The organism is Cryobacterium sp. TMT3-29-2 (genome assembly GCF_004564305.1).
Classification (GTDB): Bacteria; Actinomycetota; Actinomycetes; order Actinomycetales; family Microbacteriaceae; genus Cryobacterium; species Cryobacterium sinapicolor.
This window is the reverse complement of sequence record NZ_SOGK01000069.1, coordinates 1-24,269: the sequence shown is the minus strand read 5'-3', so window position 1 is coordinate 24,269 and position 24,269 is coordinate 1. Positions and strand designations below refer to the sequence as shown.

Here is a 24,269-nt window from a genome sequence, read left to right as displayed (position 1 = left end):
CGGGCCCGGCTGCACGGCGGGCGCGTCCCCGCGCGCGGCACCCTGCCCTCCCGCACGGGGCCGCCGACCGTCTCCGGTCGCTGGTCGATCGTGCCGGCCGCCGACGACTCGCCCACCCGGCGGGCGCACGCCCTCGGCGAGACCCTGCTGGAGCGCTACGGGGTCGTCACCCGCGGTGCGGTCATGGGGGAGGGCGTGACCGGCGGTTTCGCCCTCGTCTACCGCACCCTCAGCGGCTTCGAGGAGATGGGGCGCTGCCGCCGCGGCTACTTCATCGAGGGGCTCGGGGCCGCCCAATTCGCGACGGCCGGCACGATCGACCGGCTCCGGTCCTCTGTCGCCGAGGCGCAGCATCCGGAACCGGTGGCGATCACCCTCGCCGCGACCGACCCGGCCAACCCGTACGGCTCGGTGCTGCCCTGGCCGCCGCTGCCGGAGGGCACCGGGCACCGCCCGGGGCGAAAAGCCGGCGCGCTCGTCGTGCTGGTCGACGGGGCACTCGTGCTCTACGTCGAACGCGGCGGCAAGACCGTGCTCACGTTCGACGGAGCGTCCGAGGACGGAGCCGATGGGAATGCTCAACCGGCCGGTCGGCCCGTCATCGGGGCCGTCACCGAACCGGTTGCCGTTGTGACGGCCGCCGCCGCCGCCCTCGCCCGCACGGTCACCGCCGGGCGGGTTCCGAAGCTCGGCGTGGAGACCGTCAACGGGGTATTCGTGATCGGCACCGCGGTGGGCACCGCCCTGCTCGCGGCCGGATTCGGCATCACCCCGCGGGGAGTGAAGCTGCATGCCTGAGGGTGACACCGTCTACCGCACCGCGCGGAACCTCGACCAGGCCCTTGCCGGCGCCCGGCTCACCCGCTGCGACGTGCGCGTGCCGGCGTTCGCCACCGTCGACCTGACCGGGCAGACCGTGCACGAGGTTCTCAGCCGCGGCAAGCACCTGCTGATGCGCGTGGGGGAGGCCAGCATCCACTCGCACCTGAAAATGGAGGGATCGTGGCACCTGTATCGGCACGGGAGCACGTGGCGCCGCCCAGCGTTCCAGGCGCGCATCGTGCTCGAAACGGCGGAGTGGGTGGCCGTAGGTTTCGAACTCGGGCTGCTCGAGGTGGTTCCGCTCACGCGGGAGACCGCCCTGCTCGACTACCTCGGGCCTGACCTGCTCGGTCCCGACTGGGACGCGGCCGAAGCCGTGCGCCGGCTCGAATTCCGGCCGGACCGTCCCATCGCTGTGGCGCTCGCCGACCAGGGCAACCTCGCCGGGCTCGGCAACGAATACGTGAACGAGCTGTGCTTCCTGCGCGGGCTGCTGCCGACCCGGCCGGTGGCCGAGGTGACGGATGTCCCAGGCCTCGTCGCACTCGCCCGCCGGCTGATCCTGGCGAACCGCGACCGCACGGAGCGGATCACGACCGGCAACGCCCGGCGCGGCATGCAGAGCTGGGTCTTCGGCCGGGCCGACCAGCCCTGCCGGCGCTGCGGTACCGCGGTCGAGCAGGGCCGGCTCGGCCGCACCGAGCTCGAACTGCGGGTCACCTACTGGTGCCCGCGCTGCCAGACCTAGGGACGTGTGTGTGCGAACGACCGTGGACGCGGCCAACTCAGGACATCCGTCGTCATCGGTCACGGGCCGCCGCGGACCAGTGCGGAACCGGCGCCGATGCCCGGCGTAACCGGACGGATCTCCTGAGTTAGCCACGACGTCCGGCGGACGCGCAGCGGCGGTCGTGCGGTCCGGGTACCCACCACTCGCTGCGCCCGGCCCGGAAACGGTGCCGGGACACGCCCTACGGCATCGGGTTGTCGCCGACGTCGTCCTTGTCCAACTCCGCGAGGGCGTCCTGGCCTGCCCAGACGTTGCTGAGCACAGTGACCAGCAGAAAGACGGCCACGAGAAGCGGCCACAGCACCCACCGGGGGATCACGTCTATCCAGGTGAGAACAAGCGTGATCGCATAGGGCACCATCACGCCCCACATGAATCGCCGACGGGCCGGTGTGGCCCGTTGCGCGACACCGGCATCCTTTCGAAACGGAAACAGCAGTCTCAGATCCATGGCGATCCCCCCCGCAGCCGTTCGCGCTAGTTGACCGGGCCGGTGAACTTCTCGCCCGGGCCCTGGCCGATCGCGTCGGGGATGGCCGAGGCCTCCCGGAACGCCAGCTGCAGCGACCGCAGACCGTCGCGCAGGCTGCGCGCGTGCATGTCCGCGATGTCGGGGGCGGCAGCGGTGATCAGACCGGCGAGGGCCGTGATCAGCTTGCGGGCCTCGTCGAGGTCGGTCTGGTTCTCCGGGTCGTCGGCCAGGCCCACCTTGACCGCGGCGGCGCTCATCAGGTGCACGGATGCCGTCGTGATGATCTCCACGGCCGGCACGTCGGCGATATCGCGCGTCGCCTGGGCTGCATCCTGCTCGTTGCTGTTGCTCACTGCATTCCTCTGTTAGACTCGACCGGGCTCCGAGATGCAAGTCTCGGTACGAAAGTGGATAATCTCCCACCCGCGCATACCGCTTCATCAAGGTTACCGGGTAGTTGCACTCCGCCTTCGCGGCGCCGGACTCCGACAGGAGGCCGGTTCTCGAGGGTAGACAGGGTGTCGTCTGTGATGTTCGGGAAGTTTTCCCCGGCAATCCAGATGCGATCTTCCTCTCTTCGTCTCCGGGCGACATCCGTCACCTGGCTGTAGCCACGATGCATGAGAAGAGGAGAGACGCATCAGCGATCCCCGTACAAATGACCGTATCCGCGTCCCCGAAGTTCGTCTCGTTGGTCCCAACGGCGAGCAGGTAGGGGTCGTGGCCATCGATGTTGCGCTGCGCCTTGCACAGGAGGCCGACCTCGACCTCGTCGAGGTTGCACCGACCTCGAAGCCGCCCGTTGCCAAGATCATGGACTACGGCAAGTTCAAGTACGAAGCTGCGCAGAAGGCCAAAGAGGCCCGGCGCAACCAGGCGAACACGATCTTGAAAGAGGTTCGTTTCCGTCTCAAGATCGACACGCACGACTACGAGACCAAGCGCAAACGCGCCGAAGGCTTCCTGAAGGCCGGCGACAAGGTCAAGGCCATGATTCTGTTCCGTGGCCGTGAACAGTCCCGTCCCGACCAGGGCGTACGTCTGCTCCAAAAATTTGCCGAGGATGTCGCCGAGTTCGGTTCCGTGGAATCGAGCCCGACCATCGACGGTCGAAACATGGTCATGGTCGTTGGCCCGTTGAAGAACAAAGCGGAAGCCAAGGCCGAGATCAACGCACACAAGGCTGCCGATCGGGCAGAAAAGGTAGCCGAAAAGGCTGACAAAGTTGCCGATAAGGCAGCGAAACTGGAGGAAAAAGATGCCTAAGATGAAGACCCACTCCGGGACGAAGAAACGTTTCAAGGTCACCGGTTCCGGCAAGATCATGAAGCAGCAGGCCGGCCTGCGCCACAACCTCGAGGTCAAGAGCACCCAGCGCAAGTCCCGCCTCAACCAGGACCAGGTGCTGTCCAAGGCCGACACCAAGGTCATCAAGAAGCTTCTCGGTCGCTAGACCCGTACCCCTAAAGGAACTAAGAAAATGGCAAGAGTAAAGAGGGCCGTCAACGCCCACAAGAGCCGTCGCGCTATTCTCGAGCGCGCCAAGGGTTACCGCGGTCAGCGTTCGCGTCTGGTCACCAAGGCCAAGGAGCAGCTCACTCACTCCTTCACCTACAGCTACCGTGACCGTCGTGCACGCAAGGGTGACTTCCGTCGCCTCTGGATCCAGCGGATCAACGCTGCGTCCCGCGCCAACGGCCTGACCTACAACCGTCTGATCCAGGGCCTCGCCCTGGCCGGCATCCAGGTCGACCGTCGCATGCTGGCCGAGCTGGCCGTCAACGAGCCCGCCACGTTCGCGGCCATCGTCGAGAGCGCCAAGGCAGCACTGCCCGCCGACACGTCGGCGCCCCGGGTCGCCGCGTAGCTTTCAGCCGGCACCAGTACCACCACGCACTCTTCACGGGGGCGGGCCCAGCGCCCGCTCCCGTTTTGCGTGCCCGGGGCCGGTTCGCGGGGGCCGCGTGTGCCCCGCGGGGCACAGCCTCCCCGCCCCGGCAAGTAAGCTGGTCGCATGTTAGATAATCCCCGTACTCCGCGTGTGCGGGCCGTCGCGAAACTGGCGAATCGAGCCGCTCGCTCCGAGACGGGGCTGTTCCTCCTCGAAGGTCCGCAGTCGGTTTCCGAGGCCCTGAACTTCCGGCCCGACCTCGTCGTCGAACTCTTCGTGACCCCCACCGCCCTCGAGCGACACCCCGAGATCGCGCAGGTCGCAGAAGAGGTGGGCGCCGACCTCGAATTCGTCACCGAGCAGGTGCTCGAGACGATGGCCGACACCGTCACGCCGCAGGGCTTCATCGCGGTCTGCCGGCAGTTCCCGACCTCGGTCAAGGACATCTTCGCGGGCGAGCCCAAGCTCATCGCCATCCTCGAAGAGGTGCGCGATCCCGGAAACGCGGGCACCATCATCCGTGCCGCGGATGCCGCCGGCGCCGACGCCGTGATCCTCACCGGCCGCAGCGTGGACCTGTACAACCCGAAGGTCGTGCGTTCATCGACCGGATCGATCTTCCACCTTCCGGTCGCCGTCAGCGCGACGCTGTCGGATGTGCGCGAGCGGGCCCGGTTCGCCGGTTTGCAGATCTTCGCCGCCGATGTCAAGGGCACGGATCTGCTTGCCGCACGCACCGAGGGACTCCTGGTCGCTCCGACGGCGTGGCTGTTCGGCAATGAGGCCCGCGGCCTGACCGACGAAGATCTCGCCGTGGTCGACCGGACCATTACCGTTCCCATCTACGGTCACGCCGAATCGATGAACCTGGCCACGGCCGCCAGCGTTTGCCTGTACGAAAGCGCGTTCGCGCAGCGCAGCTGATCATCACAGCTCGATAAACACCGGGTCGGGTGGTTCTGGGAGTCCCTGTTCTAGCCTAGGTTGGGGGACATGGAGCCTACAGAATCTGCGCCGGCGACGTCCAACATCACGGTGTTGCGCGGTGAGCCTCTCGTCGTGATCAGCGACGTGGACAAGCACTACGGTGAACTTCACGTGCTGAAGAAAATCAACGCCGTAGTCAACCGCGGCGAGGTCGTGGTGGTGATCGGCCCGAGTGGCTCGGGCAAGTCCACCCTCTGCCGGGCCATCAACCGGCTCGAGACCATTGACGCGGGCGTCATCACCATCGACGGCGTCAAGCTCCCGGCCGAGGGCAAGGAACTGGCCAAGCTGCGTGCAGACGTCGGCATGGTTTTCCAGGCGTTCAACCTGTTCGCCCATAAGACCGTCCTGGAGAACGTCACCCTCGGACCGATCAAGGTGCGCGGCCTGTCCAAGGCCGAGGCCGAGAAGAAGGCCATGGTGCTCCTCGAGCGCGTCGGCGTGGCCAACCAGGCCATGAAGATGCCTGCCCAGCTCTCCGGCGGTCAGCAGCAGCGGGTCGCGATCGCACGGGCCCTCGCCATGGACCCGAAGGTCATCCTGCTTGACGAGCCCACCAGCGCGCTCGACCCCGAGATGATCAACGAGGTGCTCGAAGTCATGATCAACCTGGCCAACGACGGCATGACCATGATCGTCGTCACGCACGAGATGGGCTTCGCCCGCCGTGCTGCCGACCGGGTCATCTTCATGGCCGAGGGCGAGATCGTCGAGGAGACCACGCCCGAGCAGTTCTTCACGAACCCCCAGAGCACGAGAGCGAAAGACTTCCTCTCCAAAATACTTGCCCACTAACCGGTGTGCAGGACTACACAGCAATCAGGAGATAACCATGAGGCTCACTAAAGGTCTAATGATTTCGGCCATTGCCCTCGCGAGCGTTCTCACGCTGAGCGGATGTACCGATTCCGCCGAGACGCCCGAGGCCGCACCGGTCGAGGAAACGGTCGAGTTCGAAGCCGGCACCACCATGGCCGCGCTGAACGAGGCCGGCGAGATCACCATTGGCACCAAGTTCGATCAGCCGCTGTTCGGCCTCAAGGGCCCGGACAACAATCCGGTCGGCTTCGACGTCGAGATCGGCAAGCTCATCGCCGCCAAGCTCGGTATCTCCGCCGACAAGATCAAGTGGACCGAGACCGTGTCGGCCAACCGCGAGCCCTTCATCCAGAACGGCCAGGTTGACGTCGTCGTCGCGACCTACACGATCAACGACACCCGCAAGGAGGTCGTCGACTTCGCCGGACCGTACTACCTGGCCGGTCAGGACCTGCTCGTGCTCGCAGGCAACCCCGACAAGATCACCGGCCCGGAAGACCTCGCCGGAAAGCCCGTCTGCACCGTCAGCGGCTCGACGTCGGAGAAGAACATCGCCGCGTACAGCGACAACGTGATCGCGACCGACACCTACTCCAACTGCCTCGGCCCGCTCCGCAGCGGCGAGGTCGTCGCCGTGACCACCGACAACGTCATCCTGGCCGGCCTGGCCGACCAGAACGCCGGTGAGTTCGAAGTCGTCGACAACCCCTTCACCGAGGAGCCCTACGGCATCGGCCTGAAGAAGGACGACGCCGAATTCCGCACCTTCATCAACGATGTGCTCGAAGAATCCTTCGAGGACGGTACGTGGGCGAAGGCCTGGGAAGCGACTGCCGGCACGGTGCTCGAGACCCCGGAGCCGCCGGCAGTCAACCGGTACTAGTCAGCATCGGCAGCACCCGCTGATCGGGGCGGTCGCACGAGCGGCCACCCCGACCGGTTCTTTTTACTTGCACTCGCACGTTCATCGCCCGCACGACACCACCCGCACGACACCCAGATAGTCACTACAGAAGAGGAGGTGAGTTGTGGACGCAGTCATCGAAAACCTGCCCCTGTTCCTGGAGGGCTTCAGAAATACGTTGGGCCTTCTGCTTCTGGCCGGCACCGGAGCGCTCCTGCTCGGCATCATCGTCGCTGCCATGCGCATCTCGCCCGTCGCATCCCTGCGCGGATTCGCCACGGTCTATACCGAGATCGTGCGCAATACCCCGCTCACGCTGGTGCTGTTCTTCTGCGCCTACATCCTGCCCTACCTCCAGTTCAGCCCGGGCTACTTCGTGCTCGCCACGATCGGGCTCACCGTCTACACCTCGCCGTTCGTCGCCGAGGCGCTGCGCTCAGGCGTCAACGGTGTGCACGTGGGTCAGGCCGAGGCCGCCCGCAGCGTAGGTCTGACCTTCACTCAGACGCTCTCCTTCGTGGTCATGCCCCAAGCGGTGCGCATGGTCATCCCGCCGCTCATCAACGTGTTCATCGCCCTGACGAAGAACACCTCGGTCGCCGGAGCCTTCTTCGTCTTCGAACTCTTCGGCGCCGCTCGCAAGGTCACCAACGATCGCGGAGACGAGGTGCTCGCGATCCTGCTCGCCGTCGCGGCCTTCTACCTCCTGGTCACCATCTCGCTCGGCCTGATCGCCGGGCGGGTCGAGAAGAAGGTGGCGGTTCTCCGATGACTTCCGTGCTCTATGACGTTCCCGGCCCGAAGGCCGTTTTCCGTTCCCGCCTGTTCTCCGTGGTGGCCGGCCTCATCATCGTCGCCGGCTTGGTCTGGCTGATCCTCGCCCTGGGAGCCCCCAAGACCAGTGCCAACGGCGCCGTTCAGCCGGGCCTCTGGGACGCCTCCCGGTGGGATGTCTTCGCCGACCGCGAGGTCTGGCGCACCCTCGGCCGTGGCGCCCTGAACACCCTGCGAATGGCCGGCGTCGCCGCAGCATTCGCCCTGGTGCTCGGCGTGCTGTTCTCCTTCGGACGCGTGTCCGACACCAAATGGATTCGGATCCCGACCACGGTCGTGCTCGAATTCGTGCGCGGGATGCCCGTACTGCTGATGATGCTCTTCATCCTCCTCGTCTTCTCCACCGGCTCCTTCTGGGCCGGCGTCGCCGCCCTCTCCGTCTACAACGGGGCGATCATCGGCGAGGCGCTGCGGGCCGGCATCAAGAGCCTGCCGCGCGGCCAGCGCGAGGCCGGGCTGGCCATCGGGCTCACCCCCGTGGCGACCCGGTTCCGGATCGAGTTCCCCCAGGCGTTCCGGCAGATGCTGCCGATCATCATCGCCCAGCTCGTCGTGCTCCTCAAGGACACCTCCCTCGCGTTCGTGGTCGGCTACGAGGAACTGCTCCGCAGCGGCACCTCGATGACGAACTTCTTCGGCAGCCGCTATTCGTTCTCCTTCTTCCTCGTCGTGTTCGCGATCTACCTGACGATGAACCTGCTGCTCTCCTGGCTGGCCCGCATCATCGCCCGTCGCACCGGCTCCAAGTCCGGCGGCGTGACCACGGAGACGACCGCGCCGCCCGAGAAGCCCCTCGATCCCGAGGTGACCTACCCCGCCGCCCTGGGCAACCAGATGGGCGCCCGGGGAATCTAGCACCACTAAACTTGGGCCTTGTGCCTGACCTCAGTGAGATCTCCGAACCAGTCGTGAGCGCGGCCGTCGCCGCCGCTCTCGCCGCCATCGCCGCCGCGAACGACTCCGCGGCCCTGAAAACCGTGCGCACCGAGCACACCGGCGAGGCCTCCCCGCTGGCCCGGCTGAACGCCCTGATGCGCAGTGTGCCCGGCAACCAGAAGGCCGCCGCCGGCAAGCTCCTCGGCCAGGCCCGAGGTGCCGTGGCGCAGGCGTTCGCGGCCCGCGAGGCAGCGATCACCGAGGCTGAGGCCACCGCCCAGCTCGCCGCCGAAACGGTCGACGTGACCGCGGCGGCGTCCGCCTGGAACCCAGGGGCACGGCATCCGCTCACCCTGTTGCAGGAACGTGTCGCGGACGTCTTCGTCGGCATGGGCTGGGAGGTCGCCGAGGGCCCCGAGCTCGAGAGCGAGTGGTTCAACTTCGACGCGCTCAACTTCGACGAGGACCACCCGGCCCGCGCCATGCAGGACACCTTCTTCATCGACCCGCCCGAGGCGCACCTGGTGCTGCGCACCCACACCTCGCCCGTGCAGCTGCGTGCCCTGCTGTCCCGCGAGCTGCCCGTGTACGTCGTCGCGCCCGGCCGGGTATTCCGCACCGACGAGCTCGACGCCACGCACACGCCCGTGTTCCACCAGATCGAGGGCATCGCCGTCGACAAGGGTCTGACCATGGCGCACCTGCGCGGCACCCTGGACCACTTCGTCAAGGCCATGTTCGGCCCCGAGGCCAAGGTGCGCCTCCGCCCCAACTACTTCCCGTTCACCGAGCCCAGCGCCGAACTCGACCTGTGGCACCCGACCTTCAAGGACGGCGCCCGCTGGATCGAGTGGGGCGGCTGCGGCATGGTCAACGCCAATGTGCTGCGTTCCGCCGGGATCGACCCGGAGGTCTATTCCGGATTCGCGTTCGGCGTCGGCGTCGAACGGGCACTGATGTTCCGAAATGATGTGAAGGATATGCACGACATGGTCGAAGGCGACGTCCGGTTCAGCCAGCAGTACGGGATGTCCGTCTGATGCGCGTTCCACTGAGCTGGCTGGGCGAGTTCGTCGACCTGGCCCCGGGCACCACACCCGAAGACGTGCACGCCGCCCTGGTCAGCGTGGGACTCGAAGAGGAGGAAATCCACCGCTTCGAGCTGACCGGGCCAATCGTGGTCGGCCAGGTGCTCGCGTTCGTCGGCGAAGAGCAGACCAACGGCAAGACCATCAACTGGTGCCAGGTGCGCGTCGCCCCTGACGGCGAGCTCGCGGCGGATGGCGGCCCGGCCGTGCACGGCATCGTCTGCGGCGCCCACAACTTTGTCGTCGGTGACAAGGTCGTCGTGACCCTGCCCGGCGCCGTACTCCCCGGCCCGTTCCCGATCGCACCGCGCAAGACCTACGGCCACGTGTCCGACGGCATGATCGCCTCGGCCCGCGAACTCGGCCTCGGCGACGAGCACGACGGCATCCTCGTGCTCGGCAGCCTCGGGCTCGACCCCGAGATCGGCACGGATGCGATCAGCCTGCTGGGTCTGGACGACACCGCCGTCGAGATCAACGTCACGCCCGACCGGGGCTACGCCTTCTCGATCCGCGGCGTCGCCCGCGAGTATGCGCACGCCACGGGGGCGGCCTTCCGCGACCCGGCACTCGCCCTGACGGCGGACGCGTCCACGGTCGCCTTCCCGGTTTCGATCCACGATGCGGCACCGGTCCGCGGTCGCGTCGGCGCGAGCGTGTTCGTCACCCGCGCGGTGCGCGGCGTGGACCCCACCCGGCCGTCGCCGGCCTGGTTGATCGCCCGGCTGAAGCTTGCCGGCATCCGTTCGATCTCGCTGATCGTCGACGTCACCAACTATGTGATGATCGAGCTCGGCCAGCCGATCCACGGCTACGACCTGGACAAGCTGACCGGCGGCATCACCGTGCGACGTGCAGAGCCGGGCGAGAAGTTCACCACCCTCGACGACGTCACTCGCACCCTGAACGCCGAAGACATGCTGATCACCGACGAGTCCGGGCCGATCGGCCTGGCCGGTGTGATGGGTGGCCAGAGCACCGAGATCGGCTCCGCGACCACGAATGTGCTGATCGAGGCGGCGAACTTCGACCCGGTGTCGATCGCGCGCACCGCCCGCCGGCACAAGCTGCCGAGCGAGGCGTCCCGCCGTTTCGAGCGCGGGGTGGACCCGGCCGTGGCCGCGGTCGCCGCCGCGCGCGTCGTGCAGCTGCTGGTCGAACTCGCCGGGGGAGAGGCCGACGGCCTCGGCTCCCTGCACGACGCCACCCCCGACACCGCTCCGATATACCTGCCGACCGGTTTCATCTCCGGCTTGATCGGCCTCGAGTACACCCGGGACGAGGTGCGCTCCTCCCTGGCCGAGATCGGCGCCTCGCTCGAGGAGACCCAGACCGGGCTGAGCGTCACCGCGCCGAGCTGGCGCCCCGACCTGACCGACAAGTGGACCCTGGCCGAGGAGGTCGCCCGCATCGTCGGCTACGACCGGATACCCTCGGTGCTGCCCGTCGCCCCGCCCGGGCGCGGCCTCACCCACGCGCAGACCCTGCGCCGCCAGGTCGCGCAGACCCTCGCAGCCACCGGTCACACCGAGGTGCTCGCGTACCCGTTCGTGGCGGAGAAGTCGAACAACTCGTTCGGGCTGCCCGTCGGCCCGAAAGTGCCGCAGATCCGGGTCGCGAACCCGCTCGACGGGGAGGCGCCGTTCCTGCGCACCTCGATCCTGCCGGGCCTGCTCCAGATCGCACACCGCAACCGTTCGCGTGGGATCGTCGACCTGGCCGTCTTCGAACTGGGCCTGGTGTTCCGGCCGGTGGCGGGCATCCGTTACGGCGGTGACGTCGTGCCACCCGGCGCGGTGCGGCCGAGTGCACAGCTGGAGGCCGAGCTGAACGCCGGCATCCCGCCGCAGCCCCTGTCGGTGGCGGTCGTGCTGACCGGCGCCGTGGTGCGGCCCCAGCCGGGGCAACCCCCCGTGGCCGCCAGCTGGCGGCACGCCCTCGCCGCCGTGCAGCAGGTCGCGCTGGCCGCCGGCGTGCCGATCACCGTTCGCCAGGGTTCGCACCAGGCCCTGCATCCCGGCCGCACCGCCGAGCTGTTCGTGACGACGGATGCCGGCGCCACCTCGGTCGGCTACGCCGGCGAACTTCTCCCCAGCATCGCCCGCGGCGCGGACCTGCCCGCGGTCGTCGCCGTCGCCGAGATCGACCTCACCGCCGTGTTCGCGGAGGCCGGGGCCGAGCTGCGCGCCACCCCGATCGCCACAATGCCGGCCGCCACGCAGGACCTGTCCCTCGTGGTGGACGCCGGCGTGCCGGCCGGGGACGTGCTCCGCACGCTGCTCGAGGGCTGCGGTCCGCTGCTCGACCACGCCGAGCTCGTCGACGACTACCGCGGCACGGGTGTGGTGACCGGACGTAAGTCGCTGACGTTCGCGCTGCGGTTCCGGGCGCCGGACCGCACCCTCACCGCCGCGGAGGCCAGCGACGCCAAGCTCGCCGGCGTCGCGGTGGCGGCCGCCCGCTTCGGGGCCACCCTCCGCGAGTAGCGCTCACCGGCGCCAGCTCGTCTCCCGCCGAGAGTCGCCCGTTCCGCCGATAATCGCCGCGTACGCGGCGATTATCGGCGCAAACGGCGATTCTCGGCGCGCGGGGCGGCGCGCTAGGTTGGGAACATGTCTTTTTCGGTGGCGGTGGCAGGTGCGAGTGGCTACGCGGGTGGTGAATTGTTGCGTCTGCTGGCCGGGCACCCCGACTTCGCGGTGCGCACGGTCACGGCGCACAGCAATGCGGGCCAGCGTCTGATCGACGTTCAGCCGCACCTGCGCTCGCTCGCACACCTCACCTTGGTCGACACCACGCCCGAAACCCTCGCCGGGCACGACGTGGTGTTCCTCGCCCTGCCGCATGGGGCATCCGGTGCCCTGACCGCGCACCTGCCGGCTGACACGCTCGTCGTGGACTGCGGCGCCGACCACCGGCTCGAGAGCGCATCCGACTGGGCGGCGTTCTACGGCGGGGACTACTTCGGCGCCTGGGCCTACGGTGTGCCCGAGCTTCCCGTGGCGGGCGGCACGCAACGCTCCCGGCTGGCCGGCTCCCGCCGCATCGCCGCTCCCGGCTGCAACGCGAGCACGGTGGCGCTGGCGCTGGCGCCGGGCATCCGTGCCAGCGTGATCGAGCCCGAAGACCTGGTCGCGGTGCTCGCGGTCGGACCCTCCGGCGCGGGCAAGAGTCTGAAGCTGCCGAACCTCGCCGGCGAGATCCTCGGCTCCGCGAACCCCTACGCGGTGGGCGGTGTGCACCGCCACATCCCCGAGATCCAGCAGAGCCTGCGCTGGGCGGGGGCTGCGAAATCGACCATCTCGTTCACACCGGTGATCGTGCCGATGAGTCGCGGCATCCTCTGCACCGCCACGGCCCGCCTCGTGCCCGGCACCTCCGCGGCCGCGGTGCGCGCCGCCTGGGAGCAGGCCTACGCCGACGAGCCGTTCGTGCACGTGCTGCCCGAGGGTCGGTTCCCGCGCACGGCCGACGTGCTCGGTGCCAATACCGCCCTGATCGGCCTCGCCGTCGACGAGGCCGTGGGCCGCGTCGTGACGATCACCGCCGTCGACAATCTCACCAAAGGCACCGCCGGTGCCGCCATCCAGTCCGCCAACCTGGCCCTGGGACTGCCCGAAACCGCGGGCCTTTGCACGAATGGAGTCGCCCCATGAGTGTCACCGCCCCCTCCGGGTTCGCCGCCGCCGGCGTCACCGCCGGTCTGAAGCATTCCGGCGGGCTCGACCTCGCCGTCGTGCAGAACCTCGGCCCGCTCACCAGCGCGGCCAGCGTCTTCACCAGCAACCGCTGCAAGGCGAACCCCGTTCTCTGGAGCGAGCAGGTCATGAAGACCGGCCGGGTCAAGGCCATCGTGCTCAACTCGGGCGGCGCGAACTGCTACACCGGCAGCATCGGCTTCCAGACCACGCACGCCACGGCCGAGGCCATCGCCGACCGCCTGGCGATCTCCGCCGGCGAGGTGCTGGTCTGCTCCACCGGCCTGATCGGCGAGCAGCTCGACCTGGGCAAGATCACCGCCGGCGTCTGGGATGCCACCCTCGCTTTGCAGGGTGAGACGGCCACCTCCGACGCCGCCGGCCTCGCCGCGGCACAGGCGATCATGACCACCGACACGACGCCCAAGCAGACCATGCTCGTGGCCGACGCCGGCTGGATCATCGGCGGCATGGCCAAGGGCGCCGGCATGCTCGCACCCGGCCTGGCCACCATGCTCGTGGTGCTGACCACCGACGCCGTGCTCGACTCCGAGCAACTCGACGTGGCCCTCCGCCAGGCAACCCGGGTCACGTTCGACCGCCTCGACTCCGACGGCTGCATGTCGACCAACGACACCGTCACCCTCCTCGGCTCCGGCGCGAGCGGGGTCACCGCCGACCTGGCCGAGTTCACGGATGCCCTGATCGCCATCTGCCAGGACCTCACCCTGCAGCTGCAGGCCGACGCCGAGGGGTCCGCCCACGACGTGGCCATCACGGTGCGGAACGCCGGCACCGAGACCGACGCCGTCACGGTCGCCCGCGCCGTCTCCCGCAGCAACCTGTTCAAGACCGCCATCTTCGGCAACGACCCGAACTGGGGCCGCGTGCTCGCCGCGGTCGGCACGACCGACGCCGCCTTCGACCCCTACGGCATCGACGTCTCCATCAATGGTGTGCAGGTCTGCACCGCGGGGGAGCCCGACCAGCCGCGCGAGCTCGTCGACTTGACCCCCCGCTCGGTCTCCGTGCTGATCGACCTGCACGAGGGAACCGAGACGGCCACACTCTGGACCAACGACCTCACCCACGCCTACGTCGAAGAGAACAGCGCGTACTCGAGTTGAGTCTGATCCTGAAGAACGCAGGCGACGGGGCAACCACCGGTGACGAGACGAACAGCCGGGCGGAGGCGGCCGTCAAGGCTGCCACGCTGATCGAGTCGCTGCCCTGGCTCAAGCGGTTCCACGACCAGATCATCGTGGTTAAGTTCGGCGGCAACGCCATGGTCAGCGAGGAACTGCAGCGCGCGTTCGCCGAGGACATGGTCTACCTGCGCTACGCCGGCATCCGCCCGGTCGTCGTGCACGGCGGCGGCCCGCAGATTTCGGCAATGCTCGACCGGCTCGGCATCGAGAGCGAGTTCCGCGGCGGCTACCGGGTGACCACGCCCGAGGCGATGGACGTGGTGCGCATGGTGCTCACCGGCCAGATCAACCGCGAGCTGGTCAGCCGCATCAACCAGCACGGCCCCCTGTCGGCCGGGCTTTCCGGCGAGGACGCCGGGCTGTTCCAGGGCCGCCGGCGCGGCACCGTCATCGACGGCGAGGAGGTCGACCTCGGGCTGGTCGGCGACGTGATCGGCGTCGACCCCGCGGCCGTGCACGCCCAGCTCGCCGCCGGCCGCATCCCGGTCGTCTCCTCGATCGCACCCGACACGGATGTCCCGGGCCAGTCCCTGAACATCAACGCCGACGCCGCCGCCGCGGCCCTCGCGGTCGCCCTCGGCGCCGCCAAACTGGTCATCCTGACTGATGTTGCCGGGCTGTACAGCGACTGGCCCAACCGCGACTCGCTGGTGTCGGTCATCGACGTGGACTCGCTCCGCTCCCTGCTTCCGGGGCTCGAGTCGGGGATGATCCCCAAGATGACGGCCTGCCTCGACGCTGTCGAGGGCGGGGTCGCGAAGGCGGCCATCATCGACGGCCGCGTGCCGCACTCGATCCTGCTCGAGGTCTTCACCGGCAGCGGGATCGGAACCGAAGTGGTCCCGGCATGAGCGCTACGCACACAGAATCGAGCACTGAGCAGATGGCCGACTCCGGAACCCACGATTGGCGCGAGCGTTTCAACGACGCCCTGATGCGCACGATCGCACCGCCGCTGGCGATGCTCGTGCGCGGCGAGGGCTGCTACGTCTGGGACGACGAGGGCACCGAGTACCTCGACTTCCTCGCTGGAATCGCCGTGAACTCGCTCGGCCACGCGCATCCGGCCCTCGTCGCGGCCGTCACCGACCAGGCCGGCCGGCTCGCCCACGTCTCCAACTACTTCGCGTCGCCGCCGCAACTGGAACTGGCCGAACGGCTGAAGCGCATCACCGGTGCGGGCCGCGCCGGCCGGGTCTACTTCTGCAACTCCGGCGCCGAGGCCAACGAGGCCGCGTTCAAGCTGGCCCGACTGAACACCGCCGGCGGCCACCGCACCCGCATCCTCTCCCTGCACGACTCGTTCCACGGTCGCACCATGGGTGCGCTCGCCCTCTCCGGCAAGCCGTCCATGCGTGAGCCGTTCCTGCCCGTGCCCGGCGGGGTCGAGCACATCCACGCCACGCTCGAGGCTCTCGACGCCGCCATCGACGACACCGTCGCCGCCCTTTTCCTCGAGCCCGTGCAGGGTGAGGCCGGCGTGATCGACCTGCCGGACGGGTTCCTCCGGCGTGCCAGAGAACTCTGCACCCGACACGGCGTCCTACTCATCCTCGACGAGGTGCAGACCGGCGCCGGCCGCACCGGCAAGTGGTTCGCCCACCAGCACGAGCGCATCCTTCCCGATGCCCTCACGCTCGCGAAGGGGATCGGCGGCGGCTTGCCGATCGGCGCCCTGGTCACCTTCGGGGCCGCGTCGGAGCTGTTCCAGCGCGGTCAGCACGGCTCGACCTACGCCGGCAACCCGCTCGTCACGGCCACCGCGAACGCGGTGCTCGGCACCATTGAGTCCGAGGGACTGGTCGCCAATGCGGCGCGGCGCGGCGAGCAGCTGCGGGAGATCCTCGCCGGATTCGACTCCGCGCTGATCGGCGAGGTGCGCGGCCGCGGACTCCTGCTCGGGGTCGGTCTGACCGAACCGGTCGCCCTGCGCCTGGCCGCCGCGGCCCAGAGCAACGGCCTGATCGTGAACGCCGCGAACGAGTCCACCATCCGTCTGGCTCCGCCCCTCATCGTCGGCGACGCCGAACTGGCCGATTTCGAGCGCCGATTCGGGCGCGCTCTGGCCAGCCTCTAGAGTTGAACAATCTATTCCTGACAGTGAAAGTGACTCCGTGACCCGCCATTTCCTGCGCGACGACGATATCTCACCGGCCGAACAGGCCGAGATCCTCGACCTTGCCCTGGAGCTGAAGCGCGACCGATTCGCGGCCAAACCCCTGGCCGGCCCGCAGACCGTGGCCGTCATCTTCGACAAGTCCTCGACCCGCACCCGGGTCTCCTTCGCCGTGGGAATCGCCGACCTCGGTGGCAGTCCGCTGATCATCAGCACCGCGAACAGCCAGCTCGGCGGCAAGGAAACCGCCTCCGACACGGCCCGTGTGCTCGAACGCCAAGTGGCCGCGATCGTCTGGCGCACCTACGGTCAGGCCGGACTCGAGGAGATGGCCCTCGGTACCACGGTGCCCGTCGTCAACGCCCTCTCCGACGACTTCCACCCCTGCCAGCTGCTCGCCGACCTGCTCACCATCCGCGAGCACCGCGGCGACCTCGCCGGCCAGACGCTCGTGTTCGTCGGCGACGGCGCCTGCAACATGGGCCAGTCCTACCTGCTCGCCGGCGCGACCGCGGGTATGCACGTGCGCATCGCCTCCCCGGCCGGCTACACGCCCACCGACGCGGTCGTCGCGGATGCCGCGGCCATCGCCCTGCACACAGGCGGCTCCGTCGAGCTCTTCACCGACCCGCTCGCCGCCGTCGCCGACGTCGACGTGGTCATCACCGACACCTGGGTGTCGATGGGCAAGGAAGAGGAGAAGGCGACCCGCCTCAGCGACCTCGGCCGCTACCGGGTGGACGCGGCCATGATGGCCCTCGCCAAGCCCGACGCGCACTTCATGCACTGCCTGCCCGCCGACCGCGGGTATGAGGTCGACGCCGACGTGATCGACGGCACGCAGAGCATCATTTGGGACGAGGCGGAGAACCGCCTACACGCCCAGAAGGCGCTGCTCGTCTGGCTGCTCGCCCAAAACCCCCGCATATAGTGCCCGTTCCGGTCGAGAGTGCCCGGTAGAGCGGTCACTCTCGACCGGAACGGCCACTCTCGGGCGTGGCCGCGTATCCGTAAACTTGAACAGATCTATATATAGGGAGAACCATGGCTGAACGCGTTGTGCTGGCATATTCGGGCGGACTCGACACCTCGGTCGGCATCGGCTGGCTGAAGGATGCGACCGGCAAAGAGGTCGTGGCCCTCGCCATCGACGTGGGACAGAGCGGCGAGGATATGGACGTCATCCGCCAGCGCGCCCTAGACTGCGGCGCCGTGGAGTCCATCGTCGTCGACGCGAAGGACGAGTTCGCCAGCGACTACGTCGTGCCGGCCCTCAAGGCCAACGCGCTCTACCAGAAGCGTTACCCGCTCGTCTCCGCGCTCAGCCGCCCGCTGATCGCCAAGTACCTGGCCTCAACGGCCAAGGAGCTCGGCGCGAACAGCGTCGCGCACGGCTGCACAGGCAAGGGCAACGACCAGGTGCGCTTCGAGGCCGCCGTCGCCGCCCTCGCCCCCGAGCTCACGTCGCTCGCCCCGGTGCGCGACTTCGCCCTCACCCGCGACAAGGCCATCGAATACGCTGCCCTGCACAACCTGCCCATCGCGCAGTCGAAGAAGAGCCCCTACTCGATCGACCAGAACGTCTACGGCCGGGCGGTCGAGACCGGTTTCCTCGAAGACCCGTGGAACGCCCCGATCGAGGACCTCTACACCTACACGCAGGACCCGGCCGTGACCCGCGAACCCACCGAGGTCGTCATCAGCTTCGACCAGGGTGTGCCCGTCGCGATCGACGGTGTCGCCGTGACCCCGCTGCAGGCCATCGAAATGATGAACCTCCTCGCCGGAAACCAGGGCGTCGGCCGGATTGACATCGTCGAGGACCGCCTCGTCGGCATCAAGAGCCGCGAGGTCTACGAGGCCCCCGCCGGCATCGCCCTGATCGCCGCGCACGAAGAGCTCGAGAACATGACCGTGGAGCGCGACCTGGCCCGCTACAAGCGCTCGGTCGAGTCTAAGTGGGCGGAACTCGTCTACGACGGCCTCTGGTTCTCCGGTCTGAAGCGCGCCCTCGACGTGTTCATCGATGAGACGCAGAAGCACGTGACCGGCGACATCCGGCTGAAGATGCACGCCGGCACCGCCGTCGTCACCGGCCGGAAGTCGACGAAGAGCCTCTACGACTTCAACCTCGCCACCTACGACACCGGTGACACCTTCGACCAGTCCATGGCCAAGGGCTTCATCGAGCTGTGGTCGCTGCCGAGCAAGATCTCGGCCCGCCGCGACCTCGCCGGCAAGTAGGACTGACGTGGCTGGCGACAAGGGCACGACCGAGAACCGCGCCGGAAAGGCGGGCGCCCTCTGGGGCGGCCGCTTCGCCGGGGGACCGTCGCCGGAACTGGCGAGACTGAGCAAGTCGACCCAGTTCGACTGGCCGCTGGCTCCCTATGACATCCGCGGCTCCCAGGCACACGCGCGGGCCCTGGCCGCGGCCGGTTACCTGACCGACCCGGAACTCGTCGCCATGATCGCCGGCCTCGACACCCTGATGCAGGCGGTCCTCGATCAGAGCTTCCGGCCCGCGGAATCCGACGAAGACGTGCACTCGTCGCTGGAACGCGGCCTGATCGACATCGTCGGCGTCGAACTCGGCGGCAAGCTGCGCGCCGGCCGCAGCCGCAACGACCAGGTCGCAACCCTGGTACGGATGCTGCTGCGCGACAAGGCGCAGGGGATCGCCGCCCACGTGATCGACCTGATCGACGCGCTGGCGTCGCAGGCCGAGGCGAACGACGACGCCATCATGCCGGGCCGCACGCATTTGCAACACGCCCAGCCGGTGCTGCTCGCCCACCACCTGTACGCGCACTGCTGGCCGCTCGTGCGCGACCTCGAGCGCATCACCGACTGGAACAGGCGCGCCGACTTCTCGCCGTACGGGTCGGGGGCCCTGGCCGGCAACACGCTCGGTCTCGACGCCAACCTGGTGGCGGCCGACCTCGGCTTCGGCGCCGTGGTCGAGAACTCGATCGACGGCACCGCGAGCCGCGACCTGGTCGCCGAGTTCGCCTACATCACCGCGCAGATCGGTATCGACCTGTCCCGCCTGGCCGAGGAGATCATCCTCTGGAACACTCGTGAGTTCGGCTTCGTCACCCTCGACGACTCTTACTCGACCGGGTCGTCGATCATGCCGCAGAAGAAGAACCCGGACATCGCCGAGCTGGCCCGCGGCAAGTCGGGACGCCTGATCGGCAACCTGACCGGGCTGCTGACCACGCTCAAAGGGCTGCCGCTCGCCTACAACCGCGACCTGCAGGAAGACAAGGAACCCGTCTTCGACTCGATCGAGACGCTCGAGGTGCTGCTGCCGGCCTTCAGCGGAATGATCGCGACCCTGACCTTCCACACCGAACGGATGGCCGAGCTCGCCCCCCAGGGATTCTCCCTGGCCACCGACGTCGCCGAGTGGCTCGTCAAGCAGCAGGTCACGTTCCGCGACGCGCACGAGATCACCGGCTCTCTGGTGAAGTACGCGGAGCAGAACGGGCTCGACCTGCACGAAGTCGACGATGCCGCGCTGCTCGCGCTGTCGCCGCACCTCACGCCGGACGTGCGTGAGGTGCTCACCATCACCGGTTCGGTGTCCCGCCGCGACGGCCAGGGCGGCACCGCCCCGGTGCGCGTGGCCGAGCAGCGCGCGGTGCTTGTCACCCGGGTGCGCGCACTGGCGACTGCGCTCGGCATGTGACCCTCGAAGACGGCATTCTGGCGCGACCGGCGGTTGAGGTCGCGCCACTGCTGCTGGGCGCGGTGCTCAGCCGGGCCGGGGTCCGACTGCGCATCACCGAAGTGGAGGCCTACCTCGGCGTGGGCATTGATCCCGGCTCGCACGCCTTCCGAGGCCAGACCCGGCGCAACGCCTCGATGTTCGGCCCGAGCGGTCACCTCTACGCGTACTTCAGCTATGGCATGCATGTCTGCGCGAACATCGTCTGCTCGCCGGACGGCGAGGCCTCGGCCGTGCTGCTTCGCGCCGGCGAGGTCATCGACGGTGAAGCCTCGGCACGGATGCGCCGCCCCACCTCACGCAGTGACCGCGACCTCGCGCGCGGCCCCGCTCGGCTCACGCTGGCGCTCGGCATCGGACTGGGAGACGACGGCGCGGACCTCGGTCAGGCACCGTTCGCGTTGACCCTGCCTCCCGAACCGGTCGCTTTTTGCAGTGGACCCCGCACCGGGGTGGGCGGCGCCGGTGGAGGAGCGGAGTATCCGTGGCGATTCTGGATCCCGGGCGACGCGTCGGTGTCGCCGTACCGCCGGCACCCGAAGCTAGGCGCTCCGCAGGGACCTCTCTAGGCTCGGGCCGTCGCCGGGCCGCGCCGCGGCATCCGTCGTCACGGTGTCGCGGAGATTTTCGGGAATCGCCGGTTCTGCTGGCTGGCCGGAGCGGCATGTCGCGAAACTCTCCGCAGTTACGTGCAACTGGTGGCCACGGATGTCCTCGGACTCGGCCCTGGTACTTCCGCCCCGTTCGACGCCGGGCACGGAGCTGCACCCGTGATGCCCACTACGTCAGGGCGATCTGCACCAGGGCGGCGCACGCGCACGCCCAGATCAGGCTGGCCAGGGTGCCGATGATGAACCGCTCGCGGGCCTCGGCAGTGGCCAGCTCGGTGAACCGGCCGACACCCTTGATCGCCACGACAACCGCGATGGCCTCCGGGAAACCGGCCAGGATCGCCCCGGCCACGGCCAGGCGCTCCAGGATGCCGATCATCAAGCCGCCGCGCAGCACCTCGTGCACGAAAGCACCCCGAGCACCGTGTGCACCGGGCGCACCGGGAGCGTCTTCCGTGCCGGCGGCAGCGGGCGCATCTGTCGGAGCCGGCTCCGGTGCAATGGGCGCAACCGGGGCGCCGTTCTCGACCAGGATTCCGCCGTGCTGACCCTGGGGGACCGAGTTGTTCGTGGCCAGCCGCAGCGCGAGCAGCGCCGCCGGGCCGCCGCCGACCACGGCGAGGCCGAGGGCCAGCATGCCGAGGAGCACGCCCGACACGGTCGCACCGCCGGGGGAGGGGAGCGCGGCGATCATGAGTGCCGCCGCGAGGGCGCCGGCGGCGATCGCGGCGAACTGCAGCCTCTGGCGTCGGAACGCGAGGATGGCGAAGACCAGCGAGCCGGAGGTGACGACCAGGAGCGTCATCCAGTAGAGGTAGGCCACGATCGGGAAGGACGAGGAGATCATGTGGAGGGGTCCGTTTCGGTCGCGGCGTGCTCGAGGTTCTCCAGCAGCCTAACCAGTGCGGGCTGGGCGGACTGGTCGACCCTCCAGAGGGCGTTTCGGATGCGCTGGCTGACGGCCGCGGGGGAAATGCCGAGTTCGGCGGCGATCTCCACCTGGGACATCCCGCTCACCAGCAGGTCGATGGCCGCCCAGCCCTCCGGGGAGCGACGCTGGCGCAGCAGCAGCAGGGTGGTGATCAGCGCCTCCACCGCGTCGGTGTCAAGCAACGGGGCGGCGCGACCGGAGGCAGGGGCGGCAGGACGATCACCATCACCAGCCGGGTCGGCCACGGCACGGTCGATCGCCGGGTCGGACTCGAGGCTGAACCGGGCCTCGGCCTTCTTCGCCCGCGTCACGGCCGCCCGGGCCGCGACGAACGCGCCGCCGGAGGCCTGCCGGGTCGTCTCCGCCAGGGGAGTGCGCAGATCGCCGATGCCGAGCCCGATGCTCCAGTGGCCGGAGCGATGCAGCGCGAGAACCGCGGCGAGGCTCGTGCCCGCATCGGGCAGCAGCAGCTGGATCTCGTCGCCGGCCGTTTGGTCGGGCGGCAGCGTGAACGCCGGGCCGAACGCGGCCACGAGTTCAGCGATCATCTCGCCCGCTCGATCGCGATCGTTGCGGCTGCCGATCTGGTCGGCTGTGATGACGAACATGGGCAGGACCTCCGACGGAGCTGGTGGACTGATCTAAAGCTTCCAAGCTGAATATACTCTCATTCAGCTTCTAGACTTAATATGCGTCGATCAAGGTCGGGCCATGAACCCCTGGGCAGTGAGACGGGCGCTGGTAACCTTGACTCGTGTCAGATCCAGCCATCCTCGCCCTGCAAGCCAACGACCCGACCTTTGACGACGTCTGGGAGGAGATCTCCTGGCGAGGCCTGGTTCAGGTGTCCACCGACACCGGTGAACTGCGCGAGCTGCTCGCTGGGCCGCCGGTCACGTTCTACTGCGGCTTCGACCCGACCGCCCCGAGCCTGCACCTCGGTAACCTCGTGCAGCTGCTGCTCATGCGCCGGCTGCAGCTGGCCGGCCACAAGCCCCTCGGCCTGGTCGGCGGGTCCACCGGCCTGATCGGCGATCCGCGCCCCACAGCCGAGCGCACCCTGAACTCCCGGGATGTCGTCGGCCAGTGGGTGGGCTACCTCCAGGCCCAGGTCTCGCGCTTTCTGAGCTCGGAGGGTGACAACGCCGTCACCCTGGTGAACAACCTCGACTGGACCGCCCCACTCAGCGCCATCGACTTCCTGCGCGACATCGGCAAATACTTCCGGGTCGGCAGCATGCTCAAAAAGGATGCCGTCAGCGCCCGGCTGAATTCCGACGCCGGCATCAGCTACACCGAGTTCAGCTACCAGGTGCTGCAGGGGATGGACTTCCTCGAGCTGTTCCGCACGTACGGCTGCGTGCTGCAAACCGGAGGCAGCGACCAGTGGGGCAACCTCACCAGCGGCATCGACCTCATCCGCAAGGCGGAGGGGGAGGGTGCCCACGCCATCGGCACCCCGCTGATCACCAACAGTGACGGCACCAAGTTCGGCAAGAGCGAGGGCAACGCGGTGTGGCTGGACCCCACCCTCACCAGCCCGTACGCGTTTTATCAGTTCTGGCTCAACACCGACGATGCCGACGTCATCAACCGGCTCAAGGTGTTCACCTTCCTGACCCGGGCCGACATCGCGGAACTCGAGGAGGCCGTGGCGACGGAACCGTTCAAACGCCTCGCCCAGCGCACGCTCGCTGTGTCGGTGACGAGCCTCGTTCACGGCAGGGCCGCAACGGATGCTGCCATCCAGGCCGCGCACGCCCTCTTCGGTCAGGGCGAGCTGTCCGATCTCGACGAGGCCACCCTCGAAGCTGCCCTGCGGGAACTTCCCAACACGACGACCGCACCGCACGCCCCTGTGGTTCAGCTGTTGGTCGACACCGGACTCAGCATGAGTCTGAGCGAAGCGCGCCGTGCCATCAGCCAGGGTGGGGTCTACCTCAACAACGTGAAGGTGCTGGCCGACGACCAGACCATCGAGGGTGCCGTGCTTCCCGGGGGAGTGGCCGTGCTGCGCCGCGGGAAGAAGACCCTGGCCGGCGTCTTCGTCGTCTGATTCAGGGCCTGATTCAGGGTCTGATTCAGTNGGTGTGACACGCCCGGGCGGTGTCTGGTTTTGACGGCTGTGGGTGGGGACCGTAATGTATTCAAACGTACCCCACAGGTGCGGAAAGCCGCAGAGCTTCCCGGCCTCATGTGGAACCAAAGTTTTTAGCTTCGTCTCATGCTTGTTCCTGTTTCAGGTGGGTGTGGGGGAGGCCTAAGATTGTAACTTTCTCCGGCTGCGTGTTTGGTCTGGTGGGTGGTGGTTCGGGTCGCTTCGGCGGGCTGGAATTGGCTGCTTTTCCGTGATTTGACAGGAATTGGCCGGGCAGCTAAGTTATACAAGTTGCCTCGAAGCGACAGCCTAATTTGGGCCTGAAGTCGAGTGCGTCCGATCCTTGAGAACTCAACAGCGTGCACAATGTCAAATGCCAAAAACCTCGGCC

24 protein-coding genes and 1 pseudogene are annotated in these 24,269 nt (G+C 68.3%); 21 read left to right on the top strand and 4 right to left on the bottom strand.

The features are described 5' to 3' along the window. Together E3O67_RS16915 and E3O67_RS08215 are read left to right on the top strand one after the other, a co-directional pair. A pseudogene (locus E3O67_RS16915) lies at window positions 1-798 on the top strand (ATP-dependent helicase); the annotation flags it as partial. Next, entirely contained in the window at window positions 791-1,570 is a 780-nt protein-coding gene (locus tag E3O67_RS08215; RefSeq protein WP_134426921.1) for a DNA-formamidopyrimidine glycosylase family protein, read from the top strand. The pseudogene E3O67_RS16915 and the gene E3O67_RS08215, both read left to right, overlap by 8 nt. Window positions 1,571-1,793: 223 nt before the next feature. On the opposite strand, the gene E3O67_RS08210 is transcribed toward E3O67_RS08215, so the two are convergent. Both E3O67_RS08210 and E3O67_RS08205 read right to left on the bottom strand, forming a co-directional pair. Further along, window positions 1,794-2,063, bottom strand: a complete 270-nt coding sequence (locus tag E3O67_RS08210; RefSeq protein ID WP_134426919.1) for a hypothetical protein — start codon at window positions 2,061-2,063, stop codon at window positions 1,794-1,796. A 26-nt stretch (window positions 2,064-2,089) separates the two neighbouring features. Further along, window positions 2,090-2,437: a DUF1844 domain-containing protein gene (locus E3O67_RS08205; RefSeq protein ID WP_134426917.1), complete on the bottom strand. Its 348-nt coding sequence runs from the start codon at window positions 2,435-2,437 to the stop codon at window positions 2,090-2,092. 286 nt (window positions 2,438-2,723) lie between these two features. Here E3O67_RS08205 and infC point away from each other — a divergent pair, with 286 nt between their 5' ends. From infC to E3O67_RS08115, 18 genes are all read left to right on the top strand, one after another. After that, entirely contained in the window at window positions 2,724-3,350 is a 627-nt protein-coding gene (infC, locus tag E3O67_RS08200; protein ID WP_134426915.1) for a translation initiation factor IF-3, read from the top strand. Then, window positions 3,343-3,537 carry a 50S ribosomal protein L35 gene (gene rpmI / locus E3O67_RS08195; RefSeq protein ID WP_134426913.1) on the top strand — a complete coding sequence of 65 codons (195 nt, stop codon included), beginning with the start codon at window positions 3,343-3,345 and terminating at the stop codon, window positions 3,535-3,537. The genes infC and rpmI overlap by 8 nt, the downstream gene beginning before the upstream one ends. A 27-nt stretch (window positions 3,538-3,564) precedes the next feature. Further along, window positions 3,565-3,951: a 50S ribosomal protein L20 gene (gene rplT, locus E3O67_RS08190; RefSeq protein WP_135102435.1), complete on the top strand. Its 387-nt coding sequence runs from the start codon at window positions 3,565-3,567 to the stop codon at window positions 3,949-3,951. 147 nt (window positions 3,952-4,098) lie between these two features. Beyond that, window positions 4,099-4,899, top strand: coding sequence for an RNA methyltransferase (locus tag E3O67_RS08185; protein ID WP_134426911.1), 801 nt, complete (start codon window positions 4,099-4,101; stop codon window positions 4,897-4,899). Between the two features lie 69 nt (window positions 4,900-4,968). Continuing rightward, entirely contained in the window at window positions 4,969-5,757 is a 789-nt protein-coding gene (locus tag E3O67_RS08180; protein WP_135102434.1) for an amino acid ABC transporter ATP-binding protein, read from the top strand. 37 nt (window positions 5,758-5,794) lie between these two features. Then, window positions 5,795-6,664, top strand: a complete 870-nt coding sequence (locus E3O67_RS08175; protein ID WP_134426908.1) for a glutamate ABC transporter substrate-binding protein — start codon at window positions 5,795-5,797, stop codon at window positions 6,662-6,664. Between the two features lie 145 nt (window positions 6,665-6,809). Continuing rightward, a complete protein-coding gene (locus E3O67_RS08170) occupies window positions 6,810-7,457 on the top strand; it encodes an amino acid ABC transporter permease (protein WP_134426906.1) in 648 nt (215 codons plus the stop codon). Continuing rightward, window positions 7,454-8,374 carry an amino acid ABC transporter permease gene (locus E3O67_RS08165; RefSeq protein ID WP_135102433.1) on the top strand — a complete coding sequence of 307 codons (921 nt, stop codon included), beginning with the start codon at window positions 7,454-7,456 and terminating at the stop codon, window positions 8,372-8,374. Before E3O67_RS08170 ends, E3O67_RS08165 begins: the two co-directional genes overlap by 4 nt. Window positions 8,375-8,394: 20 nt before the next feature. Beyond that, entirely contained in the window at window positions 8,395-9,435 is a 1,041-nt protein-coding gene (gene pheS, locus E3O67_RS08160; protein ID WP_135102432.1) for a phenylalanine--tRNA ligase subunit alpha, read from the top strand. Then, the gene (gene pheT, locus E3O67_RS08155; RefSeq protein WP_135102431.1) at window positions 9,435-11,969 is read left to right on the top strand and encodes a phenylalanine--tRNA ligase subunit beta; all 2,535 of its coding nucleotides are present in this window, start codon (window positions 9,435-9,437) and stop codon (window positions 11,967-11,969) included. Before pheS ends, pheT begins: the two co-directional genes overlap by 1 nt. Window positions 11,970-12,095: 126 nt before the next feature. Further along, entirely contained in the window at window positions 12,096-13,139 is a 1,044-nt protein-coding gene (argC, locus tag E3O67_RS08150; RefSeq protein ID WP_134426898.1) for an N-acetyl-gamma-glutamyl-phosphate reductase, read from the top strand. Then, on the top strand, window positions 13,136-14,308 hold the full coding sequence (gene argJ, locus E3O67_RS08145; protein WP_135102430.1) for a bifunctional glutamate N-acetyltransferase/amino-acid acetyltransferase ArgJ: 1,173 nt from the start codon (window positions 13,136-13,138) through the stop codon (window positions 14,306-14,308). The genes argC and argJ overlap by 4 nt, the downstream gene beginning before the upstream one ends. Window positions 14,309-14,313: 5 nt before the next feature. Further along, window positions 14,314-15,240, top strand: coding sequence for an acetylglutamate kinase (gene argB / locus E3O67_RS08140; protein ID WP_241979114.1), 927 nt, complete (start codon window positions 14,314-14,316; stop codon window positions 15,238-15,240). Further along, window positions 15,237-16,466, top strand: a complete 1,230-nt coding sequence (locus E3O67_RS08135) for an acetylornithine transaminase (protein ID WP_255575799.1) — start codon at window positions 15,237-15,239, stop codon at window positions 16,464-16,466. Before argB ends, E3O67_RS08135 begins: the two co-directional genes overlap by 4 nt. Window positions 16,467-16,503: 37 nt before the next feature. Then, complete coding sequence (gene argF / locus E3O67_RS08130) at window positions 16,504-17,436, top strand: ornithine carbamoyltransferase (protein WP_135102428.1); 933 nt, start codon at window positions 16,504-16,506, stop codon at window positions 17,434-17,436. A gap of 113 nt (window positions 17,437-17,549) precedes the next feature. Continuing rightward, window positions 17,550-18,749: an argininosuccinate synthase gene (locus E3O67_RS08125; protein WP_134426893.1), complete on the top strand. Its 1,200-nt coding sequence runs from the start codon at window positions 17,550-17,552 to the stop codon at window positions 18,747-18,749. Between the two features lie 7 nt (window positions 18,750-18,756). Continuing rightward, window positions 18,757-20,199: an argininosuccinate lyase gene (gene argH, locus E3O67_RS08120; protein ID WP_134426891.1), complete on the top strand. Its 1,443-nt coding sequence runs from the start codon at window positions 18,757-18,759 to the stop codon at window positions 20,197-20,199. After that, the gene (locus E3O67_RS08115; RefSeq protein ID WP_134426889.1) at window positions 20,196-20,807 is read left to right on the top strand and encodes a DNA-3-methyladenine glycosylase; all 612 of its coding nucleotides are present in this window, start codon (window positions 20,196-20,198) and stop codon (window positions 20,805-20,807) included. The genes argH and E3O67_RS08115 overlap by 4 nt, the downstream gene beginning before the upstream one ends. Before the next feature lie 211 nt (window positions 20,808-21,018). Here the strand turns inward: E3O67_RS08115 and E3O67_RS08110 are convergent, their stop codons facing one another. Both E3O67_RS08110 and E3O67_RS08105 read right to left on the bottom strand, forming a co-directional pair. Beyond that, window positions 21,019-21,696: a hypothetical protein gene (locus E3O67_RS08110; protein ID WP_134426887.1), complete on the bottom strand. Its 678-nt coding sequence runs from the start codon at window positions 21,694-21,696 to the stop codon at window positions 21,019-21,021. Then, the gene (locus E3O67_RS08105) at window positions 21,693-22,388 is read right to left on the bottom strand and encodes a winged helix-turn-helix transcriptional regulator (protein ID WP_134426885.1); all 696 of its coding nucleotides are present in this window, start codon (window positions 22,386-22,388) and stop codon (window positions 21,693-21,695) included. Before E3O67_RS08105 ends, E3O67_RS08110 begins: the two co-directional genes overlap by 4 nt. A gap of 146 nt (window positions 22,389-22,534) precedes the next feature. Here E3O67_RS08105 and tyrS point away from each other — a divergent pair, with 146 nt between their 5' ends. Further along, a complete protein-coding gene (tyrS, locus tag E3O67_RS08100) occupies window positions 22,535-23,836 on the top strand; it encodes a tyrosine--tRNA ligase (RefSeq protein ID WP_241979102.1) in 1,302 nt (433 codons plus the stop codon). Window positions 23,837-24,269: the final 433 nt, after the last annotated feature.

Excerpts from the sequence above, each read along its gene's own strand:
- E3O67_RS08215 (WP_134426921.1), top strand. The coding sequence starts at position 791 with ATGCCTGAGGGTGACACCGTCTACCGCACCGCGCGGAACCTCGACCAG.
- E3O67_RS08210 (WP_134426919.1), bottom strand. The coding sequence starts at position 2,063 with ATGGATCTGAGACTGCTGTTTCCGTTTCGAAAGGATGCCGGTGTCGCG.
- rpmI (WP_134426913.1), top strand. The coding sequence starts at position 3,343 with ATGCCTAAGATGAAGACCCACTCCGGGACGAAGAAACGTTTCAAGGTC.
- rplT (WP_135102435.1), top strand. The coding sequence starts at position 3,565 with ATGGCAAGAGTAAAGAGGGCCGTCAACGCCCACAAGAGCCGTCGCGCT.
- E3O67_RS08185 (WP_134426911.1), top strand. The coding sequence starts at position 4,099 with ATGTTAGATAATCCCCGTACTCCGCGTGTGCGGGCCGTCGCGAAACTG.
- E3O67_RS08180 (WP_135102434.1), top strand. The coding sequence starts at position 4,969 with ATGGAGCCTACAGAATCTGCGCCGGCGACGTCCAACATCACGGTGTTG.
- E3O67_RS08175 (WP_134426908.1), top strand. The coding sequence starts at position 5,795 with ATGAGGCTCACTAAAGGTCTAATGATTTCGGCCATTGCCCTCGCGAGC.
- E3O67_RS08165 (WP_135102433.1), top strand. The coding sequence starts at position 7,454 with ATGACTTCCGTGCTCTATGACGTTCCCGGCCCGAAGGCCGTTTTCCGT.
- pheT (WP_135102431.1), top strand. The coding sequence starts at position 9,435 with ATGCGCGTTCCACTGAGCTGGCTGGGCGAGTTCGTCGACCTGGCCCCG.
- argC (WP_134426898.1), top strand. The coding sequence starts at position 12,096 with ATGTCTTTTTCGGTGGCGGTGGCAGGTGCGAGTGGCTACGCGGGTGGT.
- argJ (WP_135102430.1), top strand. The coding sequence starts at position 13,136 with ATGAGTGTCACCGCCCCCTCCGGGTTCGCCGCCGCCGGCGTCACCGCC.
- E3O67_RS08135 (WP_255575799.1), top strand. The coding sequence starts at position 15,237 with ATGAGCGCTACGCACACAGAATCGAGCACTGAGCAGATGGCCGACTCC.
- E3O67_RS08125 (WP_134426893.1), top strand. The coding sequence starts at position 17,550 with ATGGCTGAACGCGTTGTGCTGGCATATTCGGGCGGACTCGACACCTCG.
- E3O67_RS08110 (WP_134426887.1), bottom strand. The coding sequence starts at position 21,696 with ATGATCTCCTCGTCCTTCCCGATCGTGGCCTACCTCTACTGGATGACG.
- E3O67_RS08105 (WP_134426885.1), bottom strand. The coding sequence starts at position 22,388 with ATGTTCGTCATCACAGCCGACCAGATCGGCAGCCGCAACGATCGCGAT.